Source organism: Mycobacterium gallinarum (assembly GCF_010726765.1).
Taxonomy (GTDB): domain Bacteria; phylum Actinomycetota; class Actinomycetes; order Mycobacteriales; family Mycobacteriaceae; genus Mycobacterium; species Mycobacterium gallinarum.
Map to the genome: position 1 here is coordinate 5,157,722 of NZ_AP022601.1, position 23,735 is coordinate 5,181,456.

General features: G+C 66.3%; 30 protein-coding genes. 25 read left to right on the top strand and 5 right to left on the bottom strand.

The genetic code is table 11. The features are described from left to right. Window positions 1-6 precede the first annotated feature (6 nt). The 6 genes from G6N42_RS25390 to G6N42_RS25415 are packed head-to-tail and all read left to right on the top strand — an operon-like array spanning window position 7 to window position 4,258. Window positions 7-1,668 carry a bifunctional uroporphyrinogen-III C-methyltransferase/uroporphyrinogen-III synthase gene (locus tag G6N42_RS25390; RefSeq protein ID WP_163734549.1) on the top strand — a complete coding sequence of 554 codons (1,662 nt, stop codon included), beginning with the start codon at window positions 7-9 and terminating at the stop codon, window positions 1,666-1,668. Window positions 1,669-1,697: 29 nt separating this feature from the next. Then, window positions 1,698-2,678 carry a porphobilinogen synthase gene (hemB, locus tag G6N42_RS25395; protein WP_163734552.1) on the top strand — a complete coding sequence of 327 codons (981 nt, stop codon included), beginning with the start codon at window positions 1,698-1,700 and terminating at the stop codon, window positions 2,676-2,678. Further along, window positions 2,675-3,091, top strand: coding sequence for a hypothetical protein (locus G6N42_RS25400; RefSeq protein ID WP_163738216.1), 417 nt, complete (start codon window positions 2,675-2,677; stop codon window positions 3,089-3,091). The genes hemB and G6N42_RS25400 overlap by 4 nt, the downstream gene beginning before the upstream one ends. A gap of 20 nt (window positions 3,092-3,111) precedes the next feature. Continuing rightward, window positions 3,112-3,504 (top strand): hypothetical protein, encoded by a 393-nt coding sequence (locus tag G6N42_RS25405; RefSeq protein WP_174262163.1) that lies wholly within the window; start codon window positions 3,112-3,114, stop codon window positions 3,502-3,504. Then, window positions 3,501-3,992, top strand: coding sequence for a transport-regulating membrane protein Mce1N (mce1N, locus tag G6N42_RS25410; protein WP_163734555.1), 492 nt, complete (start codon window positions 3,501-3,503; stop codon window positions 3,990-3,992). The genes G6N42_RS25405 and mce1N overlap by 4 nt, the downstream gene beginning before the upstream one ends. Then, window positions 3,989-4,258 carry a hypothetical protein gene (locus G6N42_RS25415; RefSeq protein WP_163734557.1) on the top strand — a complete coding sequence of 90 codons (270 nt, stop codon included), beginning with the start codon at window positions 3,989-3,991 and terminating at the stop codon, window positions 4,256-4,258. The genes mce1N and G6N42_RS25415 overlap by 4 nt, the downstream gene beginning before the upstream one ends. 16 nt (window positions 4,259-4,274) lie before the next feature. Here the strand turns inward: G6N42_RS25415 and G6N42_RS25420 are convergent, their stop codons facing one another. After that, complete coding sequence (locus G6N42_RS25420) at window positions 4,275-5,648, bottom strand: WS/DGAT/MGAT family O-acyltransferase (protein WP_163738221.1); 1,374 nt, start codon at window positions 5,646-5,648, stop codon at window positions 4,275-4,277. A 151-nt stretch (window positions 5,649-5,799) separates the two neighbouring features. Between G6N42_RS25420 and G6N42_RS25425 the strand changes: the two genes are divergently transcribed. Genes G6N42_RS25425 through G6N42_RS25445 form a run of 5 tightly spaced genes read left to right on the top strand, consistent with a single transcriptional unit; the run spans window position 5,800 to window position 9,487 of the window. Beyond that, window positions 5,800-6,657 carry an oxygenase MpaB family protein gene (locus G6N42_RS25425; protein WP_163734560.1) on the top strand — a complete coding sequence of 286 codons (858 nt, stop codon included), beginning with the start codon at window positions 5,800-5,802 and terminating at the stop codon, window positions 6,655-6,657. Further along, window positions 6,644-7,267 carry a TetR/AcrR family transcriptional regulator gene (locus G6N42_RS25430; protein ID WP_163734564.1) on the top strand — a complete coding sequence of 208 codons (624 nt, stop codon included), beginning with the start codon at window positions 6,644-6,646 and terminating at the stop codon, window positions 7,265-7,267. The genes G6N42_RS25425 and G6N42_RS25430 overlap by 14 nt, the downstream gene beginning before the upstream one ends. A 45-nt stretch (window positions 7,268-7,312) precedes the next feature. Further along, window positions 7,313-7,627, top strand: a complete 315-nt coding sequence (locus G6N42_RS25435) for a hypothetical protein (RefSeq protein ID WP_163734567.1) — start codon at window positions 7,313-7,315, stop codon at window positions 7,625-7,627. Between the two features lie 19 nt (window positions 7,628-7,646). Continuing rightward, window positions 7,647-8,132, top strand: a complete 486-nt coding sequence (locus tag G6N42_RS25440) for a pyridoxamine 5'-phosphate oxidase family protein (protein WP_163734570.1) — start codon at window positions 7,647-7,649, stop codon at window positions 8,130-8,132. Continuing rightward, on the top strand, window positions 8,129-9,487 hold the full coding sequence (locus G6N42_RS25445; protein WP_163734574.1) for a cytochrome P450: 1,359 nt from the start codon (window positions 8,129-8,131) through the stop codon (window positions 9,485-9,487). The genes G6N42_RS25440 and G6N42_RS25445 overlap by 4 nt, the downstream gene beginning before the upstream one ends. Window positions 9,488-9,493: 6 nt before the next feature. Here G6N42_RS25445 and G6N42_RS25450 read toward each other — a convergent pair whose 3' ends face one another. Beyond that, window positions 9,494-9,874, bottom strand: a complete 381-nt coding sequence (locus G6N42_RS25450; protein WP_163738225.1) for a nitroreductase family deazaflavin-dependent oxidoreductase — start codon at window positions 9,872-9,874, stop codon at window positions 9,494-9,496. A 24-nt stretch (window positions 9,875-9,898) separates the two neighbouring features. Here G6N42_RS25450 and G6N42_RS25455 point away from each other — a divergent pair, with 24 nt between their 5' ends. The 8 genes from G6N42_RS25455 to G6N42_RS25490 all read left to right on the top strand — a co-directional run bounded on the left by G6N42_RS25455 (window position 9,899) and on the right by G6N42_RS25490 (window position 17,495). Further along, complete coding sequence (locus G6N42_RS25455; protein WP_163734577.1) at window positions 9,899-10,285, top strand: nitroreductase/quinone reductase family protein; 387 nt, start codon at window positions 9,899-9,901, stop codon at window positions 10,283-10,285. 50 nt (window positions 10,286-10,335) lie between these two features. Continuing rightward, on the top strand, window positions 10,336-11,652 hold the full coding sequence (gene hemL, locus G6N42_RS25460) for a glutamate-1-semialdehyde 2,1-aminomutase (RefSeq protein ID WP_163734580.1): 1,317 nt from the start codon (window positions 10,336-10,338) through the stop codon (window positions 11,650-11,652). After that, window positions 11,649-12,257 carry a histidine phosphatase family protein gene (locus G6N42_RS25465; RefSeq protein WP_163734583.1) on the top strand — a complete coding sequence of 203 codons (609 nt, stop codon included), beginning with the start codon at window positions 11,649-11,651 and terminating at the stop codon, window positions 12,255-12,257. The genes hemL and G6N42_RS25465 overlap by 4 nt, the downstream gene beginning before the upstream one ends. Window positions 12,258-12,265: 8 nt before the next feature. After that, on the top strand, window positions 12,266-12,892 hold the full coding sequence (locus G6N42_RS25470; protein WP_174262294.1) for a TlpA disulfide reductase family protein: 627 nt from the start codon (window positions 12,266-12,268) through the stop codon (window positions 12,890-12,892). 23 nt (window positions 12,893-12,915) lie between these two features. After that, window positions 12,916-13,689 carry a cytochrome c biogenesis CcdA family protein gene (locus G6N42_RS25475; protein ID WP_163738231.1) on the top strand — a complete coding sequence of 258 codons (774 nt, stop codon included), beginning with the start codon at window positions 12,916-12,918 and terminating at the stop codon, window positions 13,687-13,689. 92 nt (window positions 13,690-13,781) lie between these two features. Then, the gene (gene resB, locus G6N42_RS25480) at window positions 13,782-15,362 is read left to right on the top strand and encodes a cytochrome c biogenesis protein ResB (RefSeq protein WP_232076696.1); all 1,581 of its coding nucleotides are present in this window, start codon (window positions 13,782-13,784) and stop codon (window positions 15,360-15,362) included. A 16-nt stretch (window positions 15,363-15,378) separates the two neighbouring features. Further along, a complete protein-coding gene (ccsB, locus tag G6N42_RS25485) occupies window positions 15,379-16,353 on the top strand; it encodes a c-type cytochrome biogenesis protein CcsB (protein WP_163734586.1) in 975 nt (324 codons plus the stop codon). A 14-nt stretch (window positions 16,354-16,367) separates the two neighbouring features. After that, window positions 16,368-17,495, top strand: coding sequence for a MinD/ParA family ATP-binding protein (locus G6N42_RS25490; protein WP_163738237.1), 1,128 nt, complete (start codon window positions 16,368-16,370; stop codon window positions 17,493-17,495). A 1-nt stretch (window position 17,496) separates the two neighbouring features. On the opposite strand, the gene G6N42_RS30990 is transcribed toward G6N42_RS25490, so the two are convergent. Then, a complete protein-coding gene (locus tag G6N42_RS30990) occupies window positions 17,497-17,652 on the bottom strand; it encodes a hypothetical protein (protein WP_174262164.1) in 156 nt (51 codons plus the stop codon). 48 nt (window positions 17,653-17,700) lie between these two features. Here G6N42_RS30990 and G6N42_RS25495 point away from each other — a divergent pair, with 48 nt between their 5' ends. From G6N42_RS25495 to G6N42_RS25505, 3 genes are all read left to right on the top strand, one after another. After that, window positions 17,701-18,009, top strand: coding sequence for a DUF4229 domain-containing protein (locus G6N42_RS25495; RefSeq protein ID WP_163734589.1), 309 nt, complete (start codon window positions 17,701-17,703; stop codon window positions 18,007-18,009). Beyond that, window positions 18,006-19,040 carry an aminotransferase class V-fold PLP-dependent enzyme gene (locus tag G6N42_RS25500; RefSeq protein WP_163734591.1) on the top strand — a complete coding sequence of 345 codons (1,035 nt, stop codon included), beginning with the start codon at window positions 18,006-18,008 and terminating at the stop codon, window positions 19,038-19,040. Before G6N42_RS25495 ends, G6N42_RS25500 begins: the two co-directional genes overlap by 4 nt. A gap of 103 nt (window positions 19,041-19,143) precedes the next feature. After that, entirely contained in the window at window positions 19,144-19,560 is a 417-nt protein-coding gene (locus G6N42_RS25505; RefSeq protein WP_163734594.1) for a response regulator, read from the top strand. Here G6N42_RS25505 and G6N42_RS25510 read toward each other — a convergent pair. Beyond that, entirely contained in the window at window positions 19,538-20,212 is a 675-nt protein-coding gene (locus G6N42_RS25510) for a response regulator (RefSeq protein WP_163738240.1), read from the bottom strand. The genes G6N42_RS25505 and G6N42_RS25510 overlap by 23 nt on opposite strands. A gap of 131 nt (window positions 20,213-20,343) precedes the next feature. Between G6N42_RS25510 and G6N42_RS25515 the strand changes: the two genes are divergently transcribed. After that, window positions 20,344-20,709 carry an ester cyclase gene (locus G6N42_RS25515; protein WP_232076316.1) on the top strand — a complete coding sequence of 122 codons (366 nt, stop codon included), beginning with the start codon at window positions 20,344-20,346 and terminating at the stop codon, window positions 20,707-20,709. A 12-nt stretch (window positions 20,710-20,721) separates the two neighbouring features. Here G6N42_RS25515 and G6N42_RS25520 read toward each other — a convergent pair whose 3' ends face one another. After that, on the bottom strand, window positions 20,722-21,975 hold the full coding sequence (locus G6N42_RS25520) for a sulfotransferase family protein (protein ID WP_163738245.1): 1,254 nt from the start codon (window positions 21,973-21,975) through the stop codon (window positions 20,722-20,724). Window positions 21,976-22,033: 58 nt separating this feature from the next. Between G6N42_RS25520 and G6N42_RS25525 the strand changes: the two genes are divergently transcribed. Both G6N42_RS25525 and G6N42_RS25530 read left to right on the top strand, forming a co-directional pair. Further along, entirely contained in the window at window positions 22,034-22,609 is a 576-nt protein-coding gene (locus tag G6N42_RS25525; protein WP_163734597.1) for a TetR/AcrR family transcriptional regulator, read from the top strand. Continuing rightward, entirely contained in the window at window positions 22,606-23,715 is a 1,110-nt protein-coding gene (locus tag G6N42_RS25530) for a DUF1214 domain-containing protein (protein WP_163734600.1), read from the top strand. Before G6N42_RS25525 ends, G6N42_RS25530 begins: the two co-directional genes overlap by 4 nt. Window positions 23,716-23,735: the final 20 nt, after the last annotated feature.

Sequence of the window (23,735 nt, forward strand, 5' to 3'; positions counted from 1 at the left end):
TGATAGATGACAGGCCAAGGGAGCGGGCGAGGGCGTAAGCCGAAGCCGGGCCGCATCACGTTCGTCGGTTCGGGCCCGGGTGATCCGGGTCTGCTGACGACGCGGGCCCGCACGGTGTTGGCCAACGCCGCCCTGGTGTTCACAGACCCCGACGTGCCGGAAGCGGTGCTCGCCCTCGCGGGTTCTGAGCTGCCGCCGCCGTCGGGCCCCGAACCCGCCGATCCGCCGGCACCCGTCGACGGCGACGCAGCCGAGAATCCGGCACCCACGATTTCAGGTGGTCCCGACATCCGGCCCGCGCTGGGCGATCCGGCCGAGGTCGCCAAGACACTGGCGGCCGAATCGCGCACCGGTGCCGACGTCGTGCGTCTGGTGGCCGGTGATCCACTTTCGGTGGACGCGGTGATCACCGAGGTGACGGCGCTGGCGAAGACCCATCTGGATTTCGAGATCGTGCCGGGACTGCCCGACACCACCGCGGTGCCCACATATGCGGGTCTGCCGCTGGGGTCGGCGCACACCGTCGCGGACGTCCGCGGCGACGTGGACTGGGAGTCGCTGGCCGCCGCGCCGGGCCCACTGATCCTGCACGCCACCGCATCTCACCTTCCCGACGCGGCGCGCACGCTGATCGAGTACGGCATTGCCGAGAACACCCAAACCGTGGTGACCGCGAACGGCACGACGTGCCAACAGCGTTCGGTCGAGACGACGCTGGCCGGGCTGCTGGACAAGGCGACGCTGATCGGCGCCGAACCGGCGGGACCATTGCCCGGACCGCTGGTGGTCACGATCGGCAAGACCGTCGCCAACCGCGCCAAGCTGAACTGGTGGGAGAGTCGCGCACTGTACGGCTGGACCGTATTGGTGCCGCGCACCAAGGACCAGGCCGGCGAGATGAGCGAAAAGCTGGTGTCCCACGGCGCATTGCCGATCGAGGTACCCACCATCGCCGTCGAGCCGCCGCGCAGCCCCGCGCAGATGGAGCGTGCGGTCAAGGGTCTCGTCGACGGCCGGTTCCAGTGGGTGGTGTTCACCTCCACCAACGCGGTGCGTGCGGTGTGGGAGAAGTTCAACGAGTTCGGCCTCGATGCCCGCGCATTCTCGGGAGTGAAGATCGCGTGCGTCGGTCAGGCGACCGCCGATCGGGTGCGCGCTTTCGGTATCAACCCCGAGCTGGTACCTGTCGGTGAACAGTCATCGATCGGCTTGCTCGACGAGTTCCCGCCCTACGATGACGTTTTCGATCCGGTGAACCGAGTGCTGCTGCCGCGCGCCGACATCGCCACCGAGACGCTGGCCGAAGGTCTGCGTGAACGCGGTTGGGAGATCGAGGATGTCACCGCGTACCGCACGGTGCGTGCGGCGCCGCCGCCTGCGCACACACGCGAGATGATCAAGACCGGTGGCTTCGACGCAGTGTGCTTCACCTCGAGCTCGACGGTGCGCAACCTCGTCGGCATCGCCGGCAAGCCGCACGCACGCACGATCGTGGCGTGCATCGGGCCCAAGACCGCTGAAACCGCTGCGGAATTCGGCCTACGCGTGGACGTGCAGCCCGAGGTCGCCGCGGTCGGTCCGCTGGTTGAGGCGCTCGCCGAGCATGCGGCCAGACTGCGTGCCGAGGGTGCGCTGCCCCCGCCGCGTAAGAAGAGCCGTCGCCGCTAGCCGCAACCATCTCGTAGGAATGGCATTACATGTCCTATCCGAGTCACCGACCCCGTCGACTTCGATCGACACCCGCGTTGCGTCGGTTGGTGGCGCAAACCTCGCTGGAGCCAAGGCATTTGGTGTTGCCGATGTTCGTCGCCGACGGGATTTCGGAATCGCGGCCCATCGCTTCCATGCCCGGCGTCGTACAGCACACTCGTGACTCGTTGCGCCGCGCCGCCGCTGACGCGGTCGCCGCGGGCGTGGGCGGCCTGATGCTGTTCGGTGTGCCGCGCGACCAGGACAAGGATGCCGGGGGGTTGGTCGGGGTTTCTCAGGACGGCATCCTCAACGTCGCGCTGCGGGATCTGGCGAAGGATCTCGGCGAGGACACGGTGCTGATGGCCGACACCTGCCTCGACGAGTTCACCGACCACGGTCACTGTGGTGTCCTCGACGCGACCGGCAGGGTCGACAACGACGCGACCAACGAACGTTACGTCGAACTTGCTGTGGCACAGGCTGATTCAGGTGCTCACGTCGTCAGCCCCAGTGGCATGATGGATGGCCAGGTCGCGGCCATCCGCGCCGGTCTGGATGCGGCCGGCCACATCGACACCGTGATCCTGGCCTACGCGGCCAAATTCGCTTCGGGCTTTTACGGCCCGTTCCGTGAGGCGGTGTCGTCGAGCCTGCGGGGCGACAGGCGCACCTATCAGCAGGAGCCGGGCAACGCTCGCGAAGCGCTGCACGAGGTGGAACTCGACATCGACGAGGGAGCCGACATCGTGATGGTCAAGCCCGCGATGGCCTACCTCGACGTGGTTCGGGCGGCCGCCGACATCTCTCCGGTGCCCGTGGCCGCCTACCAGGTCTCCGGCGAATACGCGATGATCTGCGCCGCCGCCGAGAAGGGCTGGATCGACCCGCAGACCGTCGCGCTGGAGACGTTGACCGGCATCCGCAGGGCGGGTGCGGACATCGTGTTGACGTACTGGGCGGCCGACGTCGCCGCTTGGCTGGCGTGACGCCGCCGGTCGAGCCCTCCGGCCGGCCGGTGGACGTCGACACCGGGTTCTGGCTGTGGGTGGCGTCCCTACCGCTGCTGTTGGCCGGCCACATCATCGACATGGTCGCCGCTCCGAATGATCGGTTGCCCACTGCGGTGTTGGCGCTGTCGATACTTTTCGTCGTCGTGCTGGCGGCCGTCGTGCTGACCTTCCAGATCCTGATGCGCCACGGCTACCGATGGGCTCGCACGGTGCTGACCGGCGGTGGGGTCGCGACGGTCGTGTACGTCGCGACGAACCTCTTCACGGTCACCCGGCCTACCGTCGCGGCGATGGTCTACGCGGTCTGCGGCATCCTGGGATCGGTCCTGATCGCGGGCGGGGTGTTCCTGTTGCACCGCAAGGACGCCCACGCGTTCTTCACGCGGTGAAGCGTTACGCTGGCCCGATCATGACAGCTCAACAGTTGCGACCGCGCGTCGTGTCCGCCGGGTTCTGGTGCTGGGCGGCCGGCGCGGTGCTGCTGGTGGCATTCGGGCTACTGCTCGCATTCTCGCCGGACGCCCTCCCCTCGCTGTTCCGCGGTATGGGGGCGCTGTTGGCCGCATCGGGTCTCGGCCTGGGATTTCTGGCCGGCCGGGCCCGCCTGGGCGACGAGCGGTTCCGGCGCGCGGCCATCGCGCTGTCGCTGGCGGTCGTGGTGGTTCTCGCGCTCTTTGCGCTGTACAGCCGCGGGCCGATCTGGCTGCTCATCATGATCCTGACCATGGTCGGCACCGTCCTGATGATGCGGCCACCGGCGCTGGAGTGGTTCGCACGAGATCAGAAAGACGAGCCCACGTGACCGACACGAGTTCGCCGCCCCAGATCCTGTTCTACGAGCCAGGTGCCACGTGGTGGTGGATCCTGGCCGGCCCCGTCGCGGGCATCTCCATGGCGCTGATCCAGCTCTCGGCCGGGTTGGGCATCCAATGGGTGGTGCCGGGCATCTTCTTCGTCCTCGTGACGGGGTTTCTGTGGATCCAGATCAAGGCGGCCCGGATCCACACCTCGGTGGAACTGACGCCGGATCATCTGCGCCAGGGCGAAGAACGCATCAGCATCGACGACATCGTGCGGATCTATCCCGAGGCCACCGGTGCTGAAACGCCGAAATGGCAGTCATCGCGTGCACTCGGTGAGCTCACCGGAGTGCCGCGTGGACGTAAGGGCATCGGCCTCAAGCTGACCAACGACCGCAGCGCCCAGGCATGGGCACGCAAGCATCAGCGGTTGCGGACCGAACTGACCCGGCTGGTCGAGGAACGCATCCCGCCGGAGCCGGCTTCGTGAAGGCCCGCGCCGTCGTCCAACTGGTGCTGGCGGCGGCCGCGGCCGTCGGCTGTGTGCTGAGCTGGCTGGCCGCGATCACGACGGTCGAAGTGCCCCCGATCATCGAGGGTGAGCCGATGACCACGTCGTCGGTTTACAGTGCGCCCCTGCTGAGTTTGGCTCTGCTGCTGGCGACCGTCGCGGGCGTGCTTGCCGTGCTGGGGATCGCGGGGTGGCGACGCGTCAATCGCGGTCGAGTCGATGGTACGGCTCCAGTGTCCGCGTGAACGAGCGGCGTTCGGCTCAGGCCAGCTTGTCCAATTCGTCGAGCGCGTCACCGGTGTACACCGCGAGGCGCTGCAGGTGTGGCAGGGCGTCCCGGCATCCGATGAATCCGAAGTTCAGGGTGTCGGCGTAGCTCTCCAGTGTGATGTTGAGTGCCATCCCGTGCATCGGAATCGAAACCGGATAGGTGGCTTCCAGACGACTTCCATTGAGATACAGGGTTTCTCGCGGCCCAGGAACGTTGCTGACGCACAGGTTGAACGTGAATGGCAACGGTCCCCTGACGCCGGTCATGGCGCTGGCGAGCTGAAATGCCGTCGGCGCCATCAAGCCTGCGGTGTAGGCCAGCACCTCGGTCTGTGACATGTTCTGCAGCTGACCTTTCGCCGCCCGCGTCGACGCGGTGATCGCGTGCAGCCGTTCGACCGGGTCTTCGATGTCGGTGCCCATCGTGGTCAAAATCGTCCCCACCGCGTTGCCACCGCCGACGTCGTCCTTCGGTCGGATGTTGACCGGCAGAAATGCGACCAGGGGTTTGCCGGGCAATTCCCCGAGTTGATCGAGAAACGCGCGCAGACCCCCGCCGATGATCGTGAGCGCGACGTCGTTGACGGTGGCGTCGTGCTTGCTGCCGATGCTCTTGAGGCGCTCGAACGGGTAAACCTGCGTAGCGAACCGGCGATTGCGACTGATGTGCTTGTTCAGGATCGAATGCGGGGCCTGGAAGGAGTTGGTTATCTGTCCGTATTCGTCGTCGCTGCGGATTTGTGTGTTGTACAACGCCTTTCCGACGTTGACCACCGACTGTGCTCCGCCTACGGCGCCGCCGAGCAAGCCGCCGACCAGACTCACGATGGGATTGCGGGGCGGCGCTGGTGTCTTCGAGCGTTTTCTCGACGGCGGGCCGACGTTGAAGAACAGGGGCTGATCCCGCAGCGTCGGGTCGGTCGACATGCTTCGCTCGAGGATCTTGTTCCCGGTGTAACCGTCCACCAGCGAGTGGTGGATCTTCATGTAGATCGCGAACCGCCCGCCCTCGAGCCCTTCGATGAAGTGCAGTTCCCACGGCGGCCGCGTGAAGTCGATGTTCTGGCTGTGCAGTCGGGAGACCAGGATGCCCAGTTCGCGCTCGTCGCCGGGACTCGCGAGCGCCGACCGGCGGACGTGGTAGTCGATGTCGAACTTCTCGTCTTTGACCCACGACTGGTCCGGCCGAAACAACATGCGGGGATGGGACAGCTTGAGATTCCAGGGCTCGACGACTTCGAGGTGTCGGGTTTCCTCGAACATCTGGCGCAGATAGTTGGCCGGTGCGTCGTCCGGCGGGGTGAATGGCATCAGCGCGGCGACGTGCATCATCGAGCTGGGAGTCTCGCCGTAGAGGAAGAGCATGTCCTGCGGAGTCAGACGCTTCGCCACCGGGCGCTCCTTGATTGTTGGAAGCAGTGGCTTCGACGATATGCCTGCGGACGCATTCAAGTGCGACAGGAGTCACACCCCGTTGTGGTTGGTACAAAGTTCGAAATTTGTAACACTGTTCCACATGACTCTCCAGGCCGAGAATGCCGAACAGACGCTCGACGCCCTGCCACTGGGCCCGGACTCGCTGGTCTGGAGGTATTTCGGTGACAACCGGATGTACCTGATCGGGCCGCGGCCCGCCGTCCTGCAGAACATGCTCGCCGAACTCGGCCAGGGCGTGCTGGACCACTCGGTGTTCTTCGCCGACACCGCCGCGCGGGTCAAGCGGTCGCTGCCACCGATCTTCATGACGGTCTACGGCGCCGACGACGACAACGAGGGGACCCGGGTCCGCGACTTCCACACCAACATCAAGGGCGAGATGCCCGACGGTTCTCGCTACCACGCCCTGGATCCGGACACGTACTTCTGGGCGCACGCCACATTCGTCGAGCAGGTGCTCTACTTCGCCGACACGTTCGTCAAGCGTTTGACGCGCGCGGAGAAGGAGCAGATCTACCTGGAGTCCAAGACGTGGTATCGCCGCTACGGCGTGAGCGAGCGGCCGATGCCCGCCGACTACGACGAGTTCGAGCGGTACTGGAACCGGATGATCGACGAGATCGTCGTCGCGCATCCCACCGCCAAGTACGGCGTCGGCTATGTCACCAAGGGCTTCCCGCGCCCCAAAGGGGTTTCGCCCGTGCTGTGGCGGCTGATCGCGCCGGTCTTCAACCCCGTGGCAGCGTTCCTCACCACCGGCGGCATGCCGCCGCGGACCAGGGACCTGCTCGGACTGCCGTGGAGTGAGCGCCAAGAACGTCGGTACCAGCGCTTCGCCGCGCTGTGGCGCACCCGGCCGGTGAACTGGCTGTGGGATCATCTGCCAATGCGGTTGCGCTACAACACGTTCGCCCAGACCGGCTATGCCAGGGGCTGACCCCACGACGGTGCCTGATTCGTCGTCCACGACGGAAGCCATCCTCGACGCCGCCGTCGTCGAGTTCGAACAACACGGATTCCGCCGGGTGGCGCTCGACGATGTCGCGCGGCGCGCCAAGGTCAGCCGCACGACCATCTACCGGCGGTTCCGCAACAAGGACGAGCTGGTCGCGGCCGTCATCGAACGCGAGAACGTGACGCTGTTCGCCGACATCGCCAACGAACTGAAACAGGCGGGCCCGCAGGCGAACTACTACGTCGAGGCCTTCACCCTGGCGATCCTGAAGTTCCGCAGGCACCGCGTTCTCGACCGGATGATCAGGGACGAGCCGGCGCTGGTCCTCGAACTGGCGGCTCAGCACCACGGTGCCGCGATCGTCCGAATGGCCGAGGCGCTGCGGGTCATTTTCCCGACCGGCTTCGCCGAGCGGATCGGTGAGCAGGCCGTCAACGAATTCGCCGACACGATTCTGCGCTATGCGGCGATGGCGCTGCTCCTGCCCAGCGCTCAACCGCTGGACAGCGCTGACGACATCCGGGCCTTCGCCACGCAGCACTTCCTCCCCAGCTTGCCTGCCGCGCTGCGTGCCGCTCTAGCTGCTGATTAGCGCACCTCTGTTTGGTGGGTCACACCACGGGGCAAACAGACAGGCATGGCTACCGAACAACAGCAGAGCAACGACGAGCTACAGAGCACCGAGGAACGGCGCAACGCCGAGCCCGAAACCGACGAACACCACAACGTCATCAACGCACCCGATCGGCCGGAACCCACGGAGAAGCCCGAGGTAACCGACGAGCACCGGGAAAAGGCCAAGGCAATGGCCAAGGACAACAACGACGACCGGCCGACGATCTCGATGCCGGGCACCGACGGCGCAGTATCGGGTACCGCGGTCAACGACTGGGTCGACGACGACGGCAATCCCAAGTTCAGCGAGGAAAGTGGCAAGCAGGACAAAACATAGACCGCGTTAGAGTTCCGGCGTGACCTCTCTCGAGAAGATCGCGCCCCCGTTCATCGACATGGCCCATTCGATCGTGTGGGCCTCCGCCGCCACCGTCGACGCTAACGGCCATCCACGCAGTCGGGTGCTCCACCCGATCTGGGAGTGGGACGGCACCGACCTGTTCGGGTGGATCGCGACGGTGCCGAGCCCGATCAAGAAGGCGCACCTTGCGGTACACCCGCAGATGTCGCTGAACTACTGGACCCCGAGCCAGGACACCTGCAGCGCCGAATGCCTCGTCGAGTGGTATCTCGATGACGAGACCCGCGCCGCGGTGTGGGACAAATTCGCCAGTGCTCCAGCACCGGTGGGCTACGACCCCCGGATCATTCCGCAATGGGCCGACGGGCCCACGTCCGCGGATTTCGCGGCGTTGCGGCTGGCCCCGTACCGGTTGAGGGTCATGGCAGGCGCGGTCATGATGAAAGGTGAAGGCGCACCGCTGCTCTGGAGTGCGCAGTGACCTCCACCGTCGACGTCGGCGCCCTGCCGTTGGTCCCGAAGAATCCCCTGCCGATCCATCGGTTGGTGAAGCTGGTGCGCAGGCTGGATACCGGGCAGGAAGTCATCCGCGATGCCGGTGGCACCATTACCCGCATCCAGTTCGGACCGAAGAACTTCATACCGCCGATCGTGGCGGTGATGTCGCCCGAAGCGATGCGTGATGTGTTGGGGCGCAGCGACGCATCGTCTGACCGGTGCGTCATCCACGACGAAGTGCGGAACATGGCCGGCGACAGCCTGTTCGTGCTGCCCAACGAACAGTGGCGGCCCCGTAAGCGGGCGCTGCAACCGGTGTTCACCAAGCACAATGTCCGAAACTTTGGTGGCCATATGTCTAGGGCCGCACAGCATTTCGTCGATCGCTGGCTGGCGGGCGGCGATGTCGACCTCGACGTGGAATGCCGCAAGATCGCCATGCAGTCGTTGGGCCGCTCGGTGCTGGGTGTCGATCTCAACGAACGTGCCGACACCATCGCAAACTGCATGCACGTGGCGTCCTCCTACACCGCCGACCGGGCGTTACGGCCGGTGCGCGCACCGCGATGGATGCCGACACCGGCGCGCCGCCGGGCCAGGGCCGCGGTCAGGAAAATGCGCACGATCACCGACGAGATGGTGGGGGCCTGCCGCGCCGACCCGACGCGGGACGCGCCGCTGGTGCAGGCCCTGCTCGCGGCGACCGATCCGGAAACCGGGCAGCCGATCTCGGACGACGACATCTCCAATGACCTGCTGATCTTCATGCTCGCCGGCCACGACACCACCGCGACGGCGCTCACCTACTCGTTGTGGATCCTGGGCCACCATCCCGACGTCCAGGATCGGGTGGCCGCCGAGGCGGCGGCCATCGGCGATCGAGAGCTCACGCCCGACGACGTGCCCGCACTCGGCTACACCGTGCAGGTGCTGCACGAAGCGTTGCGGCTGTGTCCTCCCGCGGCGGGTGTCGCGCGGCTCGCGACTCGCGATATCGCGGTCAACGGATACCGAGTGCAGGCGGGCAGCCTCATCGCCGTGGGCATCTACGCGCTTCATCACGATCCGACGTTGTGGCCCAATCCAATGGACTTCGACCCCGACCGGTTCAGCCCGGAGAACGTCAGGTCCCGTGATCGCTGGCAGTTCCTCCCGTTTCTCGGCGGTGGGCGCCCCTGCATCGGCGAACATTTCGCACGGCTGGAGACCACGCTGGCGCTGGCCACCATCGTCCGGGCGATGAAGGTCAGCTCGCTGGACAAGGACTTCGACTGCGAGGTGCCGTTCACCACGGTCGCCAAGGGGCCGATCCGCGCGCACGTCGACCTGCGGCACTGAGGGCTCCTAGACCCTGGTGAGCAGCACAGCTTGCTCGAACGGCAGCCGTGCGAAGAGTGGCCGCCCCAGACCTGTCACCGATGCCGCTGCCTGGGCCTTCGGCATGACCCGCGGATCGCGCACCTCAAAGGTCTTGCCGTAACGCCTGATTCGGCCGCCACCAGCCGCGGCGATGTTCTTGAGCCAGTCCCGGTTGGGTCCGTAGGTCAGGAGGATCGCCACGCCGTCGTCGGTGGAGAAGACCGTCAGCGGGGTTCGGTACTGTTGGCCCGATTTGCGGCCGACGTGCTCGAGAATCCCCATCGTCGGCGCCCAACCAGCCCACAGCCGCTGGATCGGATTGGTCACGTGCCTGTTGAACCGCGCCAGCCATTGCGGTAGTTGCATACCGGCCATCAAACTCTTCAGGGCGTGGCGTACGTCAAGCCCCCGTGGTTCACGCGCACGATATTCAACAAGATCGCGATGGCGACCGGCATCGGCGGCAGCCAGACGCTGACCGTGACCAAGCGCCTCAGCAGGCAACCGCAGAAGATCCCCGTGGTCGTGCCCGAGGTGGACGGGGTGAAGTACCTGGTGTCCACGCGCGGCGAGGCGGAGTGGGTGAAGAATGTGCGCGCTGTCCCCGACGTCATCGTCGGTGACCAGCGTTACGTCGCCAGCGAGATTCCGGTGGCGCAGCGGGCGCGCGTCATCGCCGCTTATCGCCCCCTGGCAGGCAAGGTCGTCGAGGGCTACTGGCGCCAGCTGCCCGACGATGCCGATCACCCGGTCTTCGTGTTGACCCCGAAGGGCTAGCCACTACACCCTGTAGTTGACGCATTTGGCCCGGCTGGGAGACTGGTGGCATGCGCAGCACCTCCTCAGCGACGGCGACCTCCGCTGCGCTGTTCGCCGACGCCTGCGCCCTCATCCCAGGTGGGGTGAACTCCCCGGTCCGGGCGTTCAACTCGGTCGGCGGCACCCCGCGGTTCATCACCTCGGCCAGCGGCTACTGGCTCACCGACGCCGACGACAACAAATATGTCGACCTCGTGTGCTCCTGGGGACCGATGATCCTCGGACACGCGCACCCCGCCGTCGTGGAGGCCGTTCAACGTGTCGCCGCCAATGGCCTGTCGTTCGGCGCCCCCACCCCGTCGGAGACCGAGCTCGCCGCAGAGATCATCGGGCGCGTCGCGCCCGTCGAGCGGATCCGCCTCGTGAACTCCGGTACCGAGGCCACCATGAGCGCGATCAGGCTCGCCCGCGGATACACGGGCCGGGCCAAGATCATCAAATTCTCCGGCTGCTATCACGGGCACAGCGATGCCCTCCTCGCCGACGCCGGGTCCGGTGTCGCCACGCTCGGCCTGCCTTCGTCGCCCGGTGTCACCGGGGCCGCCGCAGCCGACACGATCGTCATGCCGTACAACAACGTCGCTGCGATCGAGGACATCTTCGCTCAATTCGGCGACGAGATCGCCTGCGTCATCACCGAGGCCAGCCCCGGCAACATGGGCACAGTCCCGCCGCTGCCCGGCTACAACGCGGCGCTGCGACGCATCACCGCCGACCACGGCGCGCTGCTGATCTCCGACGAGGTCATGACAGGGTTCCGGGTCAGCCGATCAGGTTGGTACGGAGTCGATCCCGTCGATGCCGACCTTTTCACGTTCGGCAAGGTCATGAGCGGCGGCCTGCCCGCCGCGGCGTTCGGGGGCAGGGCAGAGGTGATGGAACGACTGGCCCCGCTCGGCCCCGTCTACCAGGCAGGCACCCTGTCGGGCAATCCGGTGGCGATGGCCGCTGGGCTGGCCACGCTGCGCGCGGCCGACGACGCCGTATACGCAAGCCTGGATGCCAACGCCGACCGCCTCAACGGCCTGTTCACCGAGGCGTTGACCGAAGCGGGTGTGGCGCACCGGGTTCAGCGCGCCGGCAACATGCTCAGCGTGTTCTTCACCGATCAGCCGGTGACCGACTTCGCATCAGCGCGGGCGTCGGAAACCTGGCGCTTTCCCGCCTTCTTCCACGGACTGCTCGATGCGGGGATCTATCCGCCGCCCAGCGCATTCGAAACCTGGTTCGTCTCAGCCGCTCTGGATGACGACGCATTCGACCGCATCGCCGCCGCCCTGCCGGGCGCCGCGCGTGCCGCAGCGGAAGCGACACCGCCCGCATGACAGTGAAAACGGTGGTGCACGTGATGCGCCACGGCGAGGTGCACAACCCGGAGAAGATCCTGTACGGCCGGCTGCCGGATTACCACCTCTCGGACCGGGGTCGGGCCCAGGCGCAGGCGGTCGCCGACTGGTTGGCCGAGCGCGACATCACCTACGTCGTGGCATCGCCGTTGGAGCGCGCACAGGAGACAGCCGGGCCGATCGCGGCCGCACACAATCTGCCGATCGACACCGACGGCGATCTGATCGAGTCGACGAATATCTTTCAGGGCCAACGGGTATCGCCGGGCGACGGTGCGCTGCGCAATCCGAGGAACTGGTGGCACCTGCGGAATCCGCGGCAGCCGTCGTGGGGTGAGCCCTACCGGGAGATCGCCGACCGGATGACGGCCGCACTTGAGCGGGCCCGCGGCGAGGCGGCCGGTCATGAAGCGGTGTGCGTCAGCCACCAGCTGCCGGTCGAGACATTGCGGCGCGCCATGACGAAGCGGAACCTGCATCACTTCCCGACCCGTCGGCTGTGCAACCTGGCTTCGCTGACGTCCTTCTACTTCCACGACGATGCCCTCGCCGGCTGGGGTTACGCGGAGCTGGCCGGGCAGTGAAGTCGTTGGTGGCCAGCTCCGGCGTTCGGCTCCTCGCGCTCATCGCTGCGGGTGCCGTGTGCATCGCGCTGGCCGGTTGCTCCACCGGAACCGACGCCGTCGCCCAGGGCGGCACGTTCGAGTTCGTCGCCCCCGGCGGTAAGACCGACATCACGTACGACCCGCCCGAAAGCCGCGGCCGCCCAGGCCCGTTGTCCGGTCCCGACCTGATCGATCCCGAGAGGACGATTTCGCTCGACGACTTTGCGGGCAAGGTCGTCGTGATCAACATCTGGGGGCAGTGGTGCGGGCCCTGCCGCACCGAGATGCCACAGTTGCAGCAGGTGTACGACGCGACGCGCGCGCAGGGTGTGGCGTTCCTCGGCATCGACGTCCGCGACAACAACCGGCAGGCCGCGGTCGATTTCGTCGTCGACCGCAAGATCACCTTCCCGTCGATCTACGACCCGCCGATGCGGACGATGATCGCGTTCGGTGGCAGATACCCCACCACCGTCATCCCGTCGACGGTGGTGCTGGATCGCGAGCACCGCGTCGCCGCGGTGTTCCTGCGCGAACTTCTCGCGCAGGACCTGCAACCGGTCGTGGAACGCCTGGCCGCCGAGGCGCCGGAGCCGGGTGAGGGCGGCACGTGAGTCTCGACCAGATCGACGAGCTGATGGCGGGTGGTCCGGTCCTGCTGGCCTTCCTCGTCAGCGCACTGGCCGGGCTGGTGTCCTTCGCCTCTCCGTGCGTGGTGCCGCTGGTACCGGGCTATCTGTCGTACCTCGCGGCCGTCGTGGGTGTGGAGGACCGGTCCGCACTGGGCACCTCGTCGGGGGAGAAAGGCGTCGCGGTCCGCACGGCGCGGGTGCGCGTCGCGGGAGCCGCAGCGCTGTTCGTCGCCGGGTTCACCGCGGTGTTCGTGCTCGGCACCGTCGCGGTGCTGGGCATGACGACGACGCTGATCACCAATCAGCTTCTGCTGCAACGTATTGGCGGCGTGGTCACCATCATCATGGGCCTGGTGTTCGTCGGCTTCATTCCGGTCTTGCAACGAGACACCCGGTTCGCGCCGCGTCAGCTCTCCACGCTCGCCGGCGCTCCGCTGCTCGGCGCGGTATTCGCGCTCGGCTGGACGCCGTGTCTGGGACCGGCGCTGACCGGCGTCATCGCCGTGGCGTCGGCGACCGACGGTGTCAACGTGTGGCGGGGCGTGGCACTGGTCATCGCGTACTGCATGGGACTGGGAATCCCGTTCGTGCTTTTGGCTTTCGGCTCCGCGCGTGCCGTCCAGGGCATGGCGTGGCTGCGCAGGCACGCGCGTGCCATCCAGATCTTCGGCGGCGTGCTGCTCATCGCCGTCGGCATCGCGTTGGTCACCGGACTATGGGGCGATTTCGTGTCCTGGGTGCGCGACGCCTTCGTCAGCGACGTGACATTGCCGATATGACCGACACATCCGCGCGAACCGGGCCCCCGCGAGAAGACGTGAAAGCCCCTAAAAGGACCCATTTCAAGGGGATTTCGCGTTTGCTTGCGCTGATGCGCAACACCTGGCGCACCTTGACGTCGATGGGCACTGCGCTGGTGCTGCTGTTCCTGCTCGCGCTCGCCGCCATCCCGGGTGCGCTACTGCCTCAGCGCAGCCTCAACGAGGCCAAGGTCGCGGAGTACATCGCCGAGCATTCGACGATCGGCCCGTGGCTGGACCGCCTGCAGGCGTTCGATGTGTTCTCCAGCTTCTGGTTCACCGCCATCTATGCGCTGCTGTTCATTTCACTCGTCGGCTGCCTGACGCCGCGGATGATCGAGCACGTCCGCAGCATGCGCGCGGTCCCGGTCGCGGCGCCGCGAAACTTCGGTCGGCTGCCCAAGCACCACACCGCCGAGGTGAGCGGCGAACCGCAGGCACTGGCGACGGCGATGACCGGCCGGCTGCGTGGGTGGCGCAAAGTCACTGACGTCCGCGACGGCAGCGTCGAAATATCGGCCGAGAAGGGCTATCTGCGCGAGTTCGGCAACATCGTCTTCCACTTCTCGCTGCTCGGCCTGCTCGTCGCCGTGGCCGCAGGGAAGCTGTTCGGCTACGAGGGAAACGTCATCGTCGTTGCCGACGGCGGGCCGGGTTTCTGCTCGGCGTCACCGGCGGCGTTCGACTCGTTCCGCGCCGGTAACACCGTCGACGGCACGTCCCTGCATCCGATCTGCCTGCGGGTCAACGACTTCCAGGCCGACTATCTGCCGTCCGGACAGGCCGTGTCGTTCGCCGCGGATATCGACTACCAGGCCGGGACGGACCTGACCTCGGACACCTGGCGGCCCTACCGCCTAGAGGTGAACCACCCGTTACGCGTCGGCGGCGACCGGATCTACCTGCAGGGCCACGGCTACGCCCCGACGTTCACCGTCACTTTCCCCGACGGGCAGACCCGCACGCAGACGCTGCAGTGGCGGCCCGACGATCAGATCACCATGCTGTCCTCGGGTGCGATGCGCTTCGACCCGCCGGCGGGCACCTACCCCGATCCGGATGAGCGGCGAAAGAACCAGATCGCCATCCAGGGTCTGTTCGCGCCCACCGAGCTGCTCCACGGGACGCTGCTGTCGTCGAGCTTTCCCGCGCCCAACGATCCGGCCGTCGCCATCGACATCTACAAGGGCGACACCGGCCTGGACACCGGCAGGCCGCAGTCGCTGTTCACCCTCGACCCACGCCTCATCGGGCAGGGCAGGCTGACCAAGCAGGCCAGGGTCAACCTCGGCGTCGGCGAGTCGACCCGCCTCGACGACGGCACCGTCGTGCGGTTCGACGGTGCGGTGCCGTTCATCAACGTGCAGGTGTCACACGACCCCGCCCAGATCTGGGTGCTGGTGTTCGCGCTGACCATGATGGCCGGTCTGCTGGTGTCCCTCGTCGTGCGGCGACGGCGGATCTGGATTCGAATCGGCCCCGGTGGGCCGGGTACCGTGAGCGTCGAGCTGGGCGGGCTGGCCCGTACCGACAACTCTGGTTGGGGCGACGAGTTCGAGCGGTTGACCGAGCGCCTGTTAGCCGGTGCCGACGATGCGCAGCGAGAGGAACCTGAGATGACCGAGCGAGAAGCGAAGCGGGATCGCGCATGACGAACGCCGAGCGCCCATGAACACCGACCACATCGACATCGGCCTGGCCCGGTACTCGGACTGGGCCTTCACCACGTCGGTCGTGGTGCTCGTCGGCGCCCTGCTCCTGCTCGCGGTCGAACTGGCGTACAGCCGAAGCCGCAAGGTCATCGAGCGTGAGGCGGTGGGTGCAGGTGTCGGCCCCGGCGGCGGCGGACCGGGCATCGTGGTCGAGCAGCCGCGGCGCAGTGTCGACGAGCGGATCGGCGGGGCGGGCCTGGCACTGACCTATCTCGGGATCGCCCTGTTGCTGGTCTGCATCGTGCTGCGCGGTATGGCCACCGCACGCGTGCCGTGGGGCAACATGTACGAGTTCATCAACCTGACGTGCTTCTCGGGCCTGGTGGCCGCGGCCATCGTGTTGCGCCGCCCTCAGGTCCGTGCGCTGTGGGTTTTCGTGTTGCTTCCGGTGCTGATCCTGCTCACGGTGTCGGGCCGCTGGCTCTACACCAACGCCGCTCCGGTCATGCCCGCACTGCAGTCCTACTGGCTGCCCATTCACGTCTCGGTGGTCAGCCTCGGGTCGGGTGTCTTCCTCGTCGCGGGCGTCGCGAGCATCCTGTTCCTGCTGAAGATGTCCAAGCTGGAAGAGCCCGATCGAGAGGGCCTGGTTGCCCGAGTCGTCCAGCGACTGCCTGACGCGCAGACGCTTGACCGCATTGCGTACCGCACGACGATCTTCGCGTTCCCGGTGTTCGGCTTCGGTGTCATCTTCGGCGCGATCTGGGCCGAAGAGGCGTGGGGTCGGTACTGGGGCTGGGATCCCAAGGAAACGGTGTCGTTCATCGCGTGGGTGATATACGCCGCGTACCTCCATGCCCGCTCGACGGCCGGCTGGCGTGACAAGAAAGCCGCGTGGATCAACGTCGCCGGCTTCATCGCGATGGTCTTCAATCTGTTCTTCATCAACCTCGTGACGGTGGGTCTGCACTCCTACGCCGGAGTTGGCTAGAAGGGGACAAGAAGCTGGATACGGACGCTAGCGCACCTAGAAACTCTTCTGGCGCAACGGGATTTCGTGGCCAGAATCGGTTTACGAACCCGGCGGAGGACGTGCCGCAGGACTGGACGGCGCCGACGCCACCCACCGGGTTGCCGGTGGTGATCCCGCAGACACCGTCACCGTCGGCCGCGCCCCCACCGCCCGCCCCGGATCCGCCGCCGTATCTGGATCTGTCCACGGTGGCGCTGCTCGGACAGCGCAAGCGGGCCCCGTCGGCGGGCTGGCGCAAATGGCTGTATCTGGCGTCTTTCAAGTTGATCAACGTCGGCGAGAGCCCGAAAGTGATCCACCGTGACGCCCTGATCGCGCAGGCGCAGCACCCGCTGCGTGGCTGCCACCGCATCGCCGTCCTGTCGCTCAAGGGTGGGGTCGGCAAGACGACCGTTACCGCGACGCTCGGTGCCACGCTGGCGTCTGTCCGCGGCGACCGCGTCATCGCCGTCGACGCGAACCCCGACCGCGGCACGTTGAGTCAGAAGGTTCCGCTGGAGACGCCGGCGACGGTCCGTCACCTATTGCGCGACGCCGAGGGTATCGAGGCCTACAGCGATGTGCGCGCCTACACCTCGCAGGGCGCGAGCCGGCTGGAGGTGCTGGCTTCGGAGAGCGACCCCGCGGTGTCGGAGGCGTTCAGCTCCGAGGACTACACCCGCACCCTCGAGGTCCTCGAGCGGTTCTACAGCCTGGTGCTCACCGACTGCGGCACAGGGCTGATGCATTCGGCGATGGCGGCGGTGCTGGCCAAAGCGGATGCGTTGATCGTCATCAGCTCCGGATCGGTCGACGGCGCGCGCAGCGCGTCGGCCACACTCGACTGGTTGGACGCCCACGGGCACGAGGATCTGGTGCGCGATTCGATCGCAGTCATCAACGCCGTCCGGCCGCGCTCCGGCAAGGTCGACATGAACAAGGTCGTCGATCACTTCACCCGGCGCTGCCGGGCCGTCTTGCAGGTGCCTTTCGACCCGCACCTCGAAGAGGGCGCCGAAATCAGCCTCGAACGACTGAAGCCCGAGACGCGGGAGGCGCTGCTGGAACTGGCGGCAGTGGTGACAGCGGGCTTCCCGGGTGCGCGGCGCGACCCGATCTGAGCTACCGCGGTTTGTTCTCAGGGCCGAGTCGACGCAGGAAATCAGGATCGTCGTCCGGACCGATGGTGCGGGTCCGCGGAGTCGCGTTCGCGCGCATCAACCGGTAGCCCACATAGACCACGACGGCCAAGACGAGAATCGCGAACAGGTAAACCACAACAAACCTCCTTGCTCCGAATATACGCGTCGTCGGTAGGCTCGGGCCGTGTCTGATAGTCGGCCGGGATCTCGCCTCGTCGCAGACCTGGTGCTTTACGTGCTGGCCCGGTTACTTCTCGTCGTCGCGCTGACCGCGGTGATCGTCGGAGCGGCCCACCTGCTCGGGGTGCGCGAGTTTCCGCTCGTGGTCGCGCTTCTGTTCGCCATGGTGATAGCGCTGCCACTGGGCATCTGGATGTTCGCCCCCCTGCGCCGTCGCGCCACCGCCAGCATCGCCCTACTCGACGAGCGGCGTCGCAAGGACCGCGAGCAACTGCAGGCCAGACTTCGTGGCGACGAGCCTCCCACGCCATGACGCGGGAAGCATTCGGCGCCGAATTCCTCGGAGCCGATGGATTTCTCAACTCACCCACCTATGGCCTGCCGCCGCAGTTCCTCGTGGACGCGTTGCTGGACTGCATCGGCAAGTGGCAGAACGGGACGATGGACGTCCCCTCGTTCGACGCCCACGTCGCCGCCGGGCGCGAAGGCTACGCCGCGCTGACGGGCCTTCCCGTCGGCTCGGTGGCGATGGGCAGCACCGTCTCCTCGGCGCTGGGGCTGGTGGCTGCGGCCATCCCCGACGGTGCGCGTGTCCTCACGCTGCCGGGTGAGTTCACCAGCACCACATTTCCGTTCGCCGCCCAGGCGCGGCGCGGGGTCACCGTCACCGAGCTGCCCGCCGACGAACTGATTACGGCAGCAGCCGATTTCGATGTCGTCGCCGTGAGCCTGGTGCAGTCGGCAAACGGTGTGGTGCTCGACGCCGATACGCTGCGCAGCCACGTTGCCGGCACCGAGACGCTGACAGTCATCGACATCACGCAGGCGCTCGGATGGAAGCGCGTCGAGCTGGACTGGGTCGACGTCACCGTCGCGGCGGTGTACAAGTGGCTGCTGTCACCTCGGGGTACCGCGTGGGTTTCGTTGAGCGACAGAGTAAGTCGCGCGATGACGCCGCACGCTGCCAATTGGTACGCCGGCGTTGACCCCTGGCAGACGATATACGGGCTACCGCTCCGATTGGCAGACGATGCTCGCCGGTTCGACCTGTCGCCCGCGTGGTTCAGCGTCCTGGGCGCCGGGCTCGCGATGCCGTGGCTGGCTTCGCTCGACGGCGCCGCCGTGCAGTCGCATTGTCTGGGGCTCGCCAACCGTCTACGCGCCGAACTGGATCTGCCGCCGCATGATTCGGCGATCGTCTCGCTGCCTATCGAGGGCGCGGCCGAGGTGCTTCAGCGGGCCGGTATCCGCGCGTCGGTCCGCGCCGGGGCGATTCGGGTGGGTTTTCATCTCTACAACAACGAGAACGACCTGGACCGGTTGGTCGACGCGCTACTGCCCTGATGGCTCCACGATGTCGAGGCGTGGACGGTGAATTCCAGCTATCCGCAATGCGGAACTCGCGAATTGATGGGCACGATGAAGGAATGTTGTTGCGGGTTCGGCTATGCGCTGTCTGATCGTCGACGACAGTCAGAGCTTCCGTTGTGCGGCGCTCGGGATGCTCGAGCGTAGCGGCATCGCGGTGGTCGGCGTTGCGTCCAACAGCGCCGACGGTCTGCAGCGCTACCTCGACCTGCGGCCAGACGTCACGCTCGTCGACGTCGATCTCGGTGAGGAAAGCGGATTCGATCTCGTCGAGCGACTGTGTGCGAGCGGCATCCCGCACCTGTCGCCGGTCATCTTGATCTCGGCCCACGCGGAGCGGGACCTCGCCGATCTGCTCGCCAACAGTGCTGCGGTGGGGTTTCTGCCGAAGATCGAGTTGTCGCCCGAAGCGATCGTCGATTTGGTCCGTGGCCGTGGCGACAGCAACGGGGATTCGGCTGCAAACCGATCGTTCAGCGCGCCTCCAGAAACGTGATGACAGCACGGACCCTGCGGTGATCGTCGCCGGTTTCGGGCAGGTTCAACTTGGCCAGGATGCTGCGGACGTGTTTTTCGACGGTGCCCTCGGTCACCCACAGCCGTCGCGCAATTCCCGCGTTGGAACGGCCCTCTGCCATCTGCGCCAGCACCTGCAACTCGCGCGAACTCAGCACGCCCAGTGGGTCGTTACGCCGGCGCGTCGAAAGGAGTTCGGCAACCACTGCGGGATCCACCACCGACGCTCCCTTGGTGATGCGCGTGAGCGTGTCGATGAAGTCGCCCACATCGGTGACGCGGCTCTTGAGCAGGTAGCCGATCGCGCGATCGCCGCCGAGAAGCTCCATCGCATGGTCGACCTCGACATGGGCCGACAGTACGAGGATGCCGGTGTCCGGCGACTCGGAGCGGATCGCGCGAGCCGCGTCGAGTCCTTCGCTGCTGTGCGTCGGCGGCATCCGGATGTCCACGATCACCAGGTCGGGCCGGTGGGTGCCCACCAGCGACAGCAACTCCACGCCGCTGCCGGCCTGACCGACCACCTGAAAGCCCGATCGATCCAGGAGACTGGCCAAACCTTCGCGCAGCAGCACGTCGTCGTCGGCGACGATCACCCGAGCCCCGGCCGTCTCGGCCTCCTGTACTGCCATCGCCACCAGCACACCGGATCGCGAGTGCACCGACAATGCAGCTAGCAGGCATTCCTGGGTCGGGTTGGCGGGGAACAGCGGGGGACAGGTCGGTGGGCGTATTTTTGCGCTTGACGGGGTAGTAAATCCGCATGTCTTCTATGAAGGAGTGCGTGATCTCTGCGAAAGAGCTTTACGGGCGCTGGATTGACGAACTGTGGGCGGGCAAACCAGTGGCGAATGACCTGGTGTCCGAAGATTTCGTCGGGCATTGGCCGGACCATGAGGTCCACGGGGCCGATGAGTTGAATGCGATGGTCGACAAGACCAGGTCGATGTTGACCGATCTGCGTTTCGTCATCGAGGTGGAACCGTTCGTCGAAGGCGACATGCTGGCGGCTCGCTGGATCGGGACGGGTGCCACGCCGGACGGTCCGAAGCGATTCACGGGCAACGACATTCTCAGGATCGCCGACGGTCGAGTGGTCGAGTACTGGACGGGAACCTCGGCAGGCTGACCTTCTGGCCCGTCACGCCAGGAAGCGTTCGGCATACGGGCTGAACCGGGCCCGCATGTCGCGCTCGTCCAGCCCGAACATCTCGGCTGACGTAGCGACACGGCCAAGGCGACCTCGCTGGTGTCCGGCGAGGTAGTCCTGGATCGAGGTCCGTGCGTCGTCGGCCAACGGCTCTCCCGCGAGGTCGTATATCTGTTCGACGACGCCCATTTCGTCGGCCATGAAGTCGTCGAAGCGGATGTCGACCGAACGTTGCGGCGCAATGACGGCACGGTCGCGCACCAACGCATTGAGCATCAGCTCGAGACGATCGATCCACGTCGCCGCGATCTCGTGCACCGGAACCGGATAGCGGTGCATGCGGGCGCTGTAGGTAAGCATCGCGAGCATGGAGAGCACCACGGGCACCGGGTCGCGATGAGTGAACACGACGACCACCCCGGGGAAGACGGCGTTCAGGACCGGCAGCTGCTCCAGGTGTTGCGGGGACTTGAGCAGCCAGCGCCGTCCGCCGCGCAGGAACTGCAGCGCCTTCAGCTGGACGGCGAGGTATTCGTAGTGCGACGTCTGATCATGGGACAGGTAGTAGTCGCGCCATGCCGGCACATGGCCGAGGGTCTCGAAAAGCATCGTCGAGAAGTCGTTGGCCAGCAGCTGAATCTCTTCGTGCACATGGTCTGTGGTCATCTCGTGCATCAGCGCGAAGTGCGGCATCACGATGTTCATCACCTCGACTGCGACGTCCATTCGCGTCCGGCGAGGATCCGGCTCGATGCCCGCCTCCGACGGTAGGGGGAACGGCTCGTTGCTCTCCCAGTAGGGGATGGTGCGAAACGTCGCCTCCGGCCGTCCGGACGGAGAATTGGAGGAGGCCGCGCCGAGGAGGTTGTGCAGATGGGTGGTTCCGGTGCGGGGTAACCCGGCGATCACGACCGGCGGAGCGAGCTCGATGTCGTGGATCTCGGGATGGCGGGTCAGCAGGTCGGTGAGCAGCAGCCTGTTCTTCAGCCACTGCAACAACTGGGCGTGGAAGTTCACGATGCCCGCGTCATGCATGCCCGGAATGTCTTGCAGCGCTCCAAGAAACACGTCGAGGCGTTCGCGGTAGTCGTCGGGGCCGAAATCGTCGAGCCCGGTTTCGGCGGCGGCCTTGGTGTGCAGTGCGTCGGCGTCCAGCGGGCAATCCGCCGCCATTGCTCCCATCATTTCGCGAATGGGCTCGGCCTCTGGTGAGAAACGGGGTTCGGCGAGGTCGTCGAGGTGCACCGTGGGAGGCGCTGAGTGGGCATCAGTCACGGCAAGTTATGTTACTGTCAGTTCCATAATGATGGTGGAAATTGGGCGACCGCGCGATCCACGGATCGACAGTGCGGTTCTTCAAGCGACGGCCGAGTTGCTCGGCGAGACCGATTACGCATCGCTGTCGGTGGACGCGATCGCGAAGCGTGCGGGCACCAGCAAGCCGGCGATCTACCGGCGCTGGCCGAGCAAGGCGCATCTCGTGCATGAGGCGGTCTTCCCGGTCACCGAATACACCGAATTACCTTCGACGGGAAGCACGCTCGGTGACGTGCGCGAGATGATGGCCCGGACGTTCGCGCTACTGACCACCCCGGCGGCGCTGGCAGCACTGCCCGGGCTGGTGGCGGAGATGGCCGTCGACTCGACGCTGCACGCCGCGCTGCTCGAGCGGTTCGTCGACGTGCTGTCCTACGGGTTGGACGACTGGCTGGAGACGGCCCGCAAGCGCGGTGAGGTTCGCGCCGAGGTCCGTCCCGCCGATGTGATCGACGCGCTCGCCGGCATCATCTTCCTCGCTCTCATCACGCACCCCGAGACACTCGACGAGGCCTGGATGGACCGCACCGCCGAGTTCATCGCGAGAGGAATCGGCGCATGACCGAACACGAATCCACGGCGGCTTGGCGCGAGCTTCTGGAAACCCTTGGGGGCCTTGACCGCACCTTCCTCGAAGGTGATCGTGCGGTGACCGATGACCGCCATATCGCCGACGGCTACCGCATGCTCGCGACCACCCTCGGCGTGGCGTTCGACACGTACCTGTTCGCCGACCCCAGCCGGCCGCTGTGGGTGGAGGTCAACTCGCCATTTCGGCCCGACCGCCGGTGGGGTGGCGACAATACCGACGCCTACTACTTCATGTGCCCTGTCGATCCGAATCGGCGATACCGGATCAGCGGGAACAAGGGCGACAGCGTCTACTTCTCGGTGACTGCCTACAACGAGCCGTCGCCGGGTGCGTGGTCCGACCGGATCGTGGCCATCCTGCGCGACGACGACCTCGACATCGATGCCGACGGCAACTTCTCCTTCGACTTCGGTCCGACGCCCGACGCGGCGGTGCTGATGACACGTGACTACCAGGGCAATCCGCAAACCGGGCGCCCGGTGAAGTGGCAGATCGAAGCACTCGACGAACCCGATCCATTCCGGCATGGCGATGCGGAGACGGCGGCTGCGCTGCGCTCCAGTGCGGCCTGGTTGCGCACCATGTTCGCGATCCTGCCGCTGGCGGTGGGTGTGCGCAGCGAGCAACAACACACGCTGGGACACGAGATTGCGACGGCCGCAAATGAATTCGCTGATCCTTACCAGGTACCCGATGCGAACTTCGGCTGGTCGGCGCGCGACGCCTGCTATGCCTACGGCAGTTTCGTACTCGACGAGGATGAGGCGCTCGTCGTCACCCACCGCCCGCCGTCGTGCCGATTCTGGAACCTGGTGGTGTGGAATCAGTTCATGGCGACGCCGGGTGTCGCCGACGCGCGCAGCTCGGTCAACGGCTACTCGGCGGTCCCCAACGCCGATGGCTCAGTGACCGTCGTCATCTCACGGGGTATGACCAAACATCCGAATTCGATTACGACGCTTGACTATCCGCGTGGCAATCTCGCCTTCCGCTGGTTTCTGGCCGACGAGGTTCCGGCTCGACCCGAGGTCGCACTGGTGAAGGTGTCGGAAGCGCCAGTTGCGATTTCGGTGTAGACAGTCGCGGACAGCGCGAC

Coding starts and splice junctions, on each gene's coding strand:
- G6N42_RS25390 (WP_163734549.1), top strand. CDS start 7: ATGACAGGCCAAGGGAGCGGGCGAGGGCGTAAGCCGAAGCCGGGCCGC.
- hemB (WP_163734552.1), top strand. CDS start 1,698: ATGTCCTATCCGAGTCACCGACCCCGTCGACTTCGATCGACACCCGCG.
- G6N42_RS25405 (WP_174262163.1), top strand. CDS start 3,112: ATGACAGCTCAACAGTTGCGACCGCGCGTCGTGTCCGCCGGGTTCTGG.
- G6N42_RS25420 (WP_163738221.1), bottom strand. CDS start 5,648: ATGCTCTTCCTCTACGGCGAGACTCCCAGCTCGATGATGCACGTCGCC.
- G6N42_RS25425 (WP_163734560.1), top strand. CDS start 5,800: ATGACTCTCCAGGCCGAGAATGCCGAACAGACGCTCGACGCCCTGCCA.
- G6N42_RS25430 (WP_163734564.1), top strand. CDS start 6,644: ATGCCAGGGGCTGACCCCACGACGGTGCCTGATTCGTCGTCCACGACG.
- G6N42_RS25435 (WP_163734567.1), top strand. CDS start 7,313: ATGGCTACCGAACAACAGCAGAGCAACGACGAGCTACAGAGCACCGAG.
- G6N42_RS25450 (WP_163738225.1), bottom strand. CDS start 9,874: ATGCAACTACCGCAATGGCTGGCGCGGTTCAACAGGCACGTGACCAAT.
- hemL (WP_163734580.1), top strand. CDS start 10,336: ATGCGCAGCACCTCCTCAGCGACGGCGACCTCCGCTGCGCTGTTCGCC.
- G6N42_RS25465 (WP_163734583.1), top strand. CDS start 11,649: ATGACAGTGAAAACGGTGGTGCACGTGATGCGCCACGGCGAGGTGCAC.
- G6N42_RS25475 (WP_163738231.1), top strand. CDS start 12,916: ATGGCGGGTGGTCCGGTCCTGCTGGCCTTCCTCGTCAGCGCACTGGCC.
- resB (WP_232076696.1), top strand. CDS start 13,782: ATGCGCAACACCTGGCGCACCTTGACGTCGATGGGCACTGCGCTGGTG.
- ccsB (WP_163734586.1), top strand. CDS start 15,379: ATGAACACCGACCACATCGACATCGGCCTGGCCCGGTACTCGGACTGG.
- G6N42_RS25500 (WP_163734591.1), top strand. CDS start 18,006: ATGACGCGGGAAGCATTCGGCGCCGAATTCCTCGGAGCCGATGGATTT.
- G6N42_RS25505 (WP_163734594.1), top strand. CDS start 19,144: ATGCGCTGTCTGATCGTCGACGACAGTCAGAGCTTCCGTTGTGCGGCG.
- G6N42_RS25510 (WP_163738240.1), bottom strand. CDS start 20,212: ATGGCAGTACAGGAGGCCGAGACGGCCGGGGCTCGGGTGATCGTCGCC.
- G6N42_RS25515 (WP_232076316.1), top strand. CDS start 20,344: ATGTCTTCTATGAAGGAGTGCGTGATCTCTGCGAAAGAGCTTTACGGG.
- G6N42_RS25525 (WP_163734597.1), top strand. CDS start 22,034: ATGATGGTGGAAATTGGGCGACCGCGCGATCCACGGATCGACAGTGCG.
- G6N42_RS25530 (WP_163734600.1), top strand. CDS start 22,606: ATGACCGAACACGAATCCACGGCGGCTTGGCGCGAGCTTCTGGAAACC.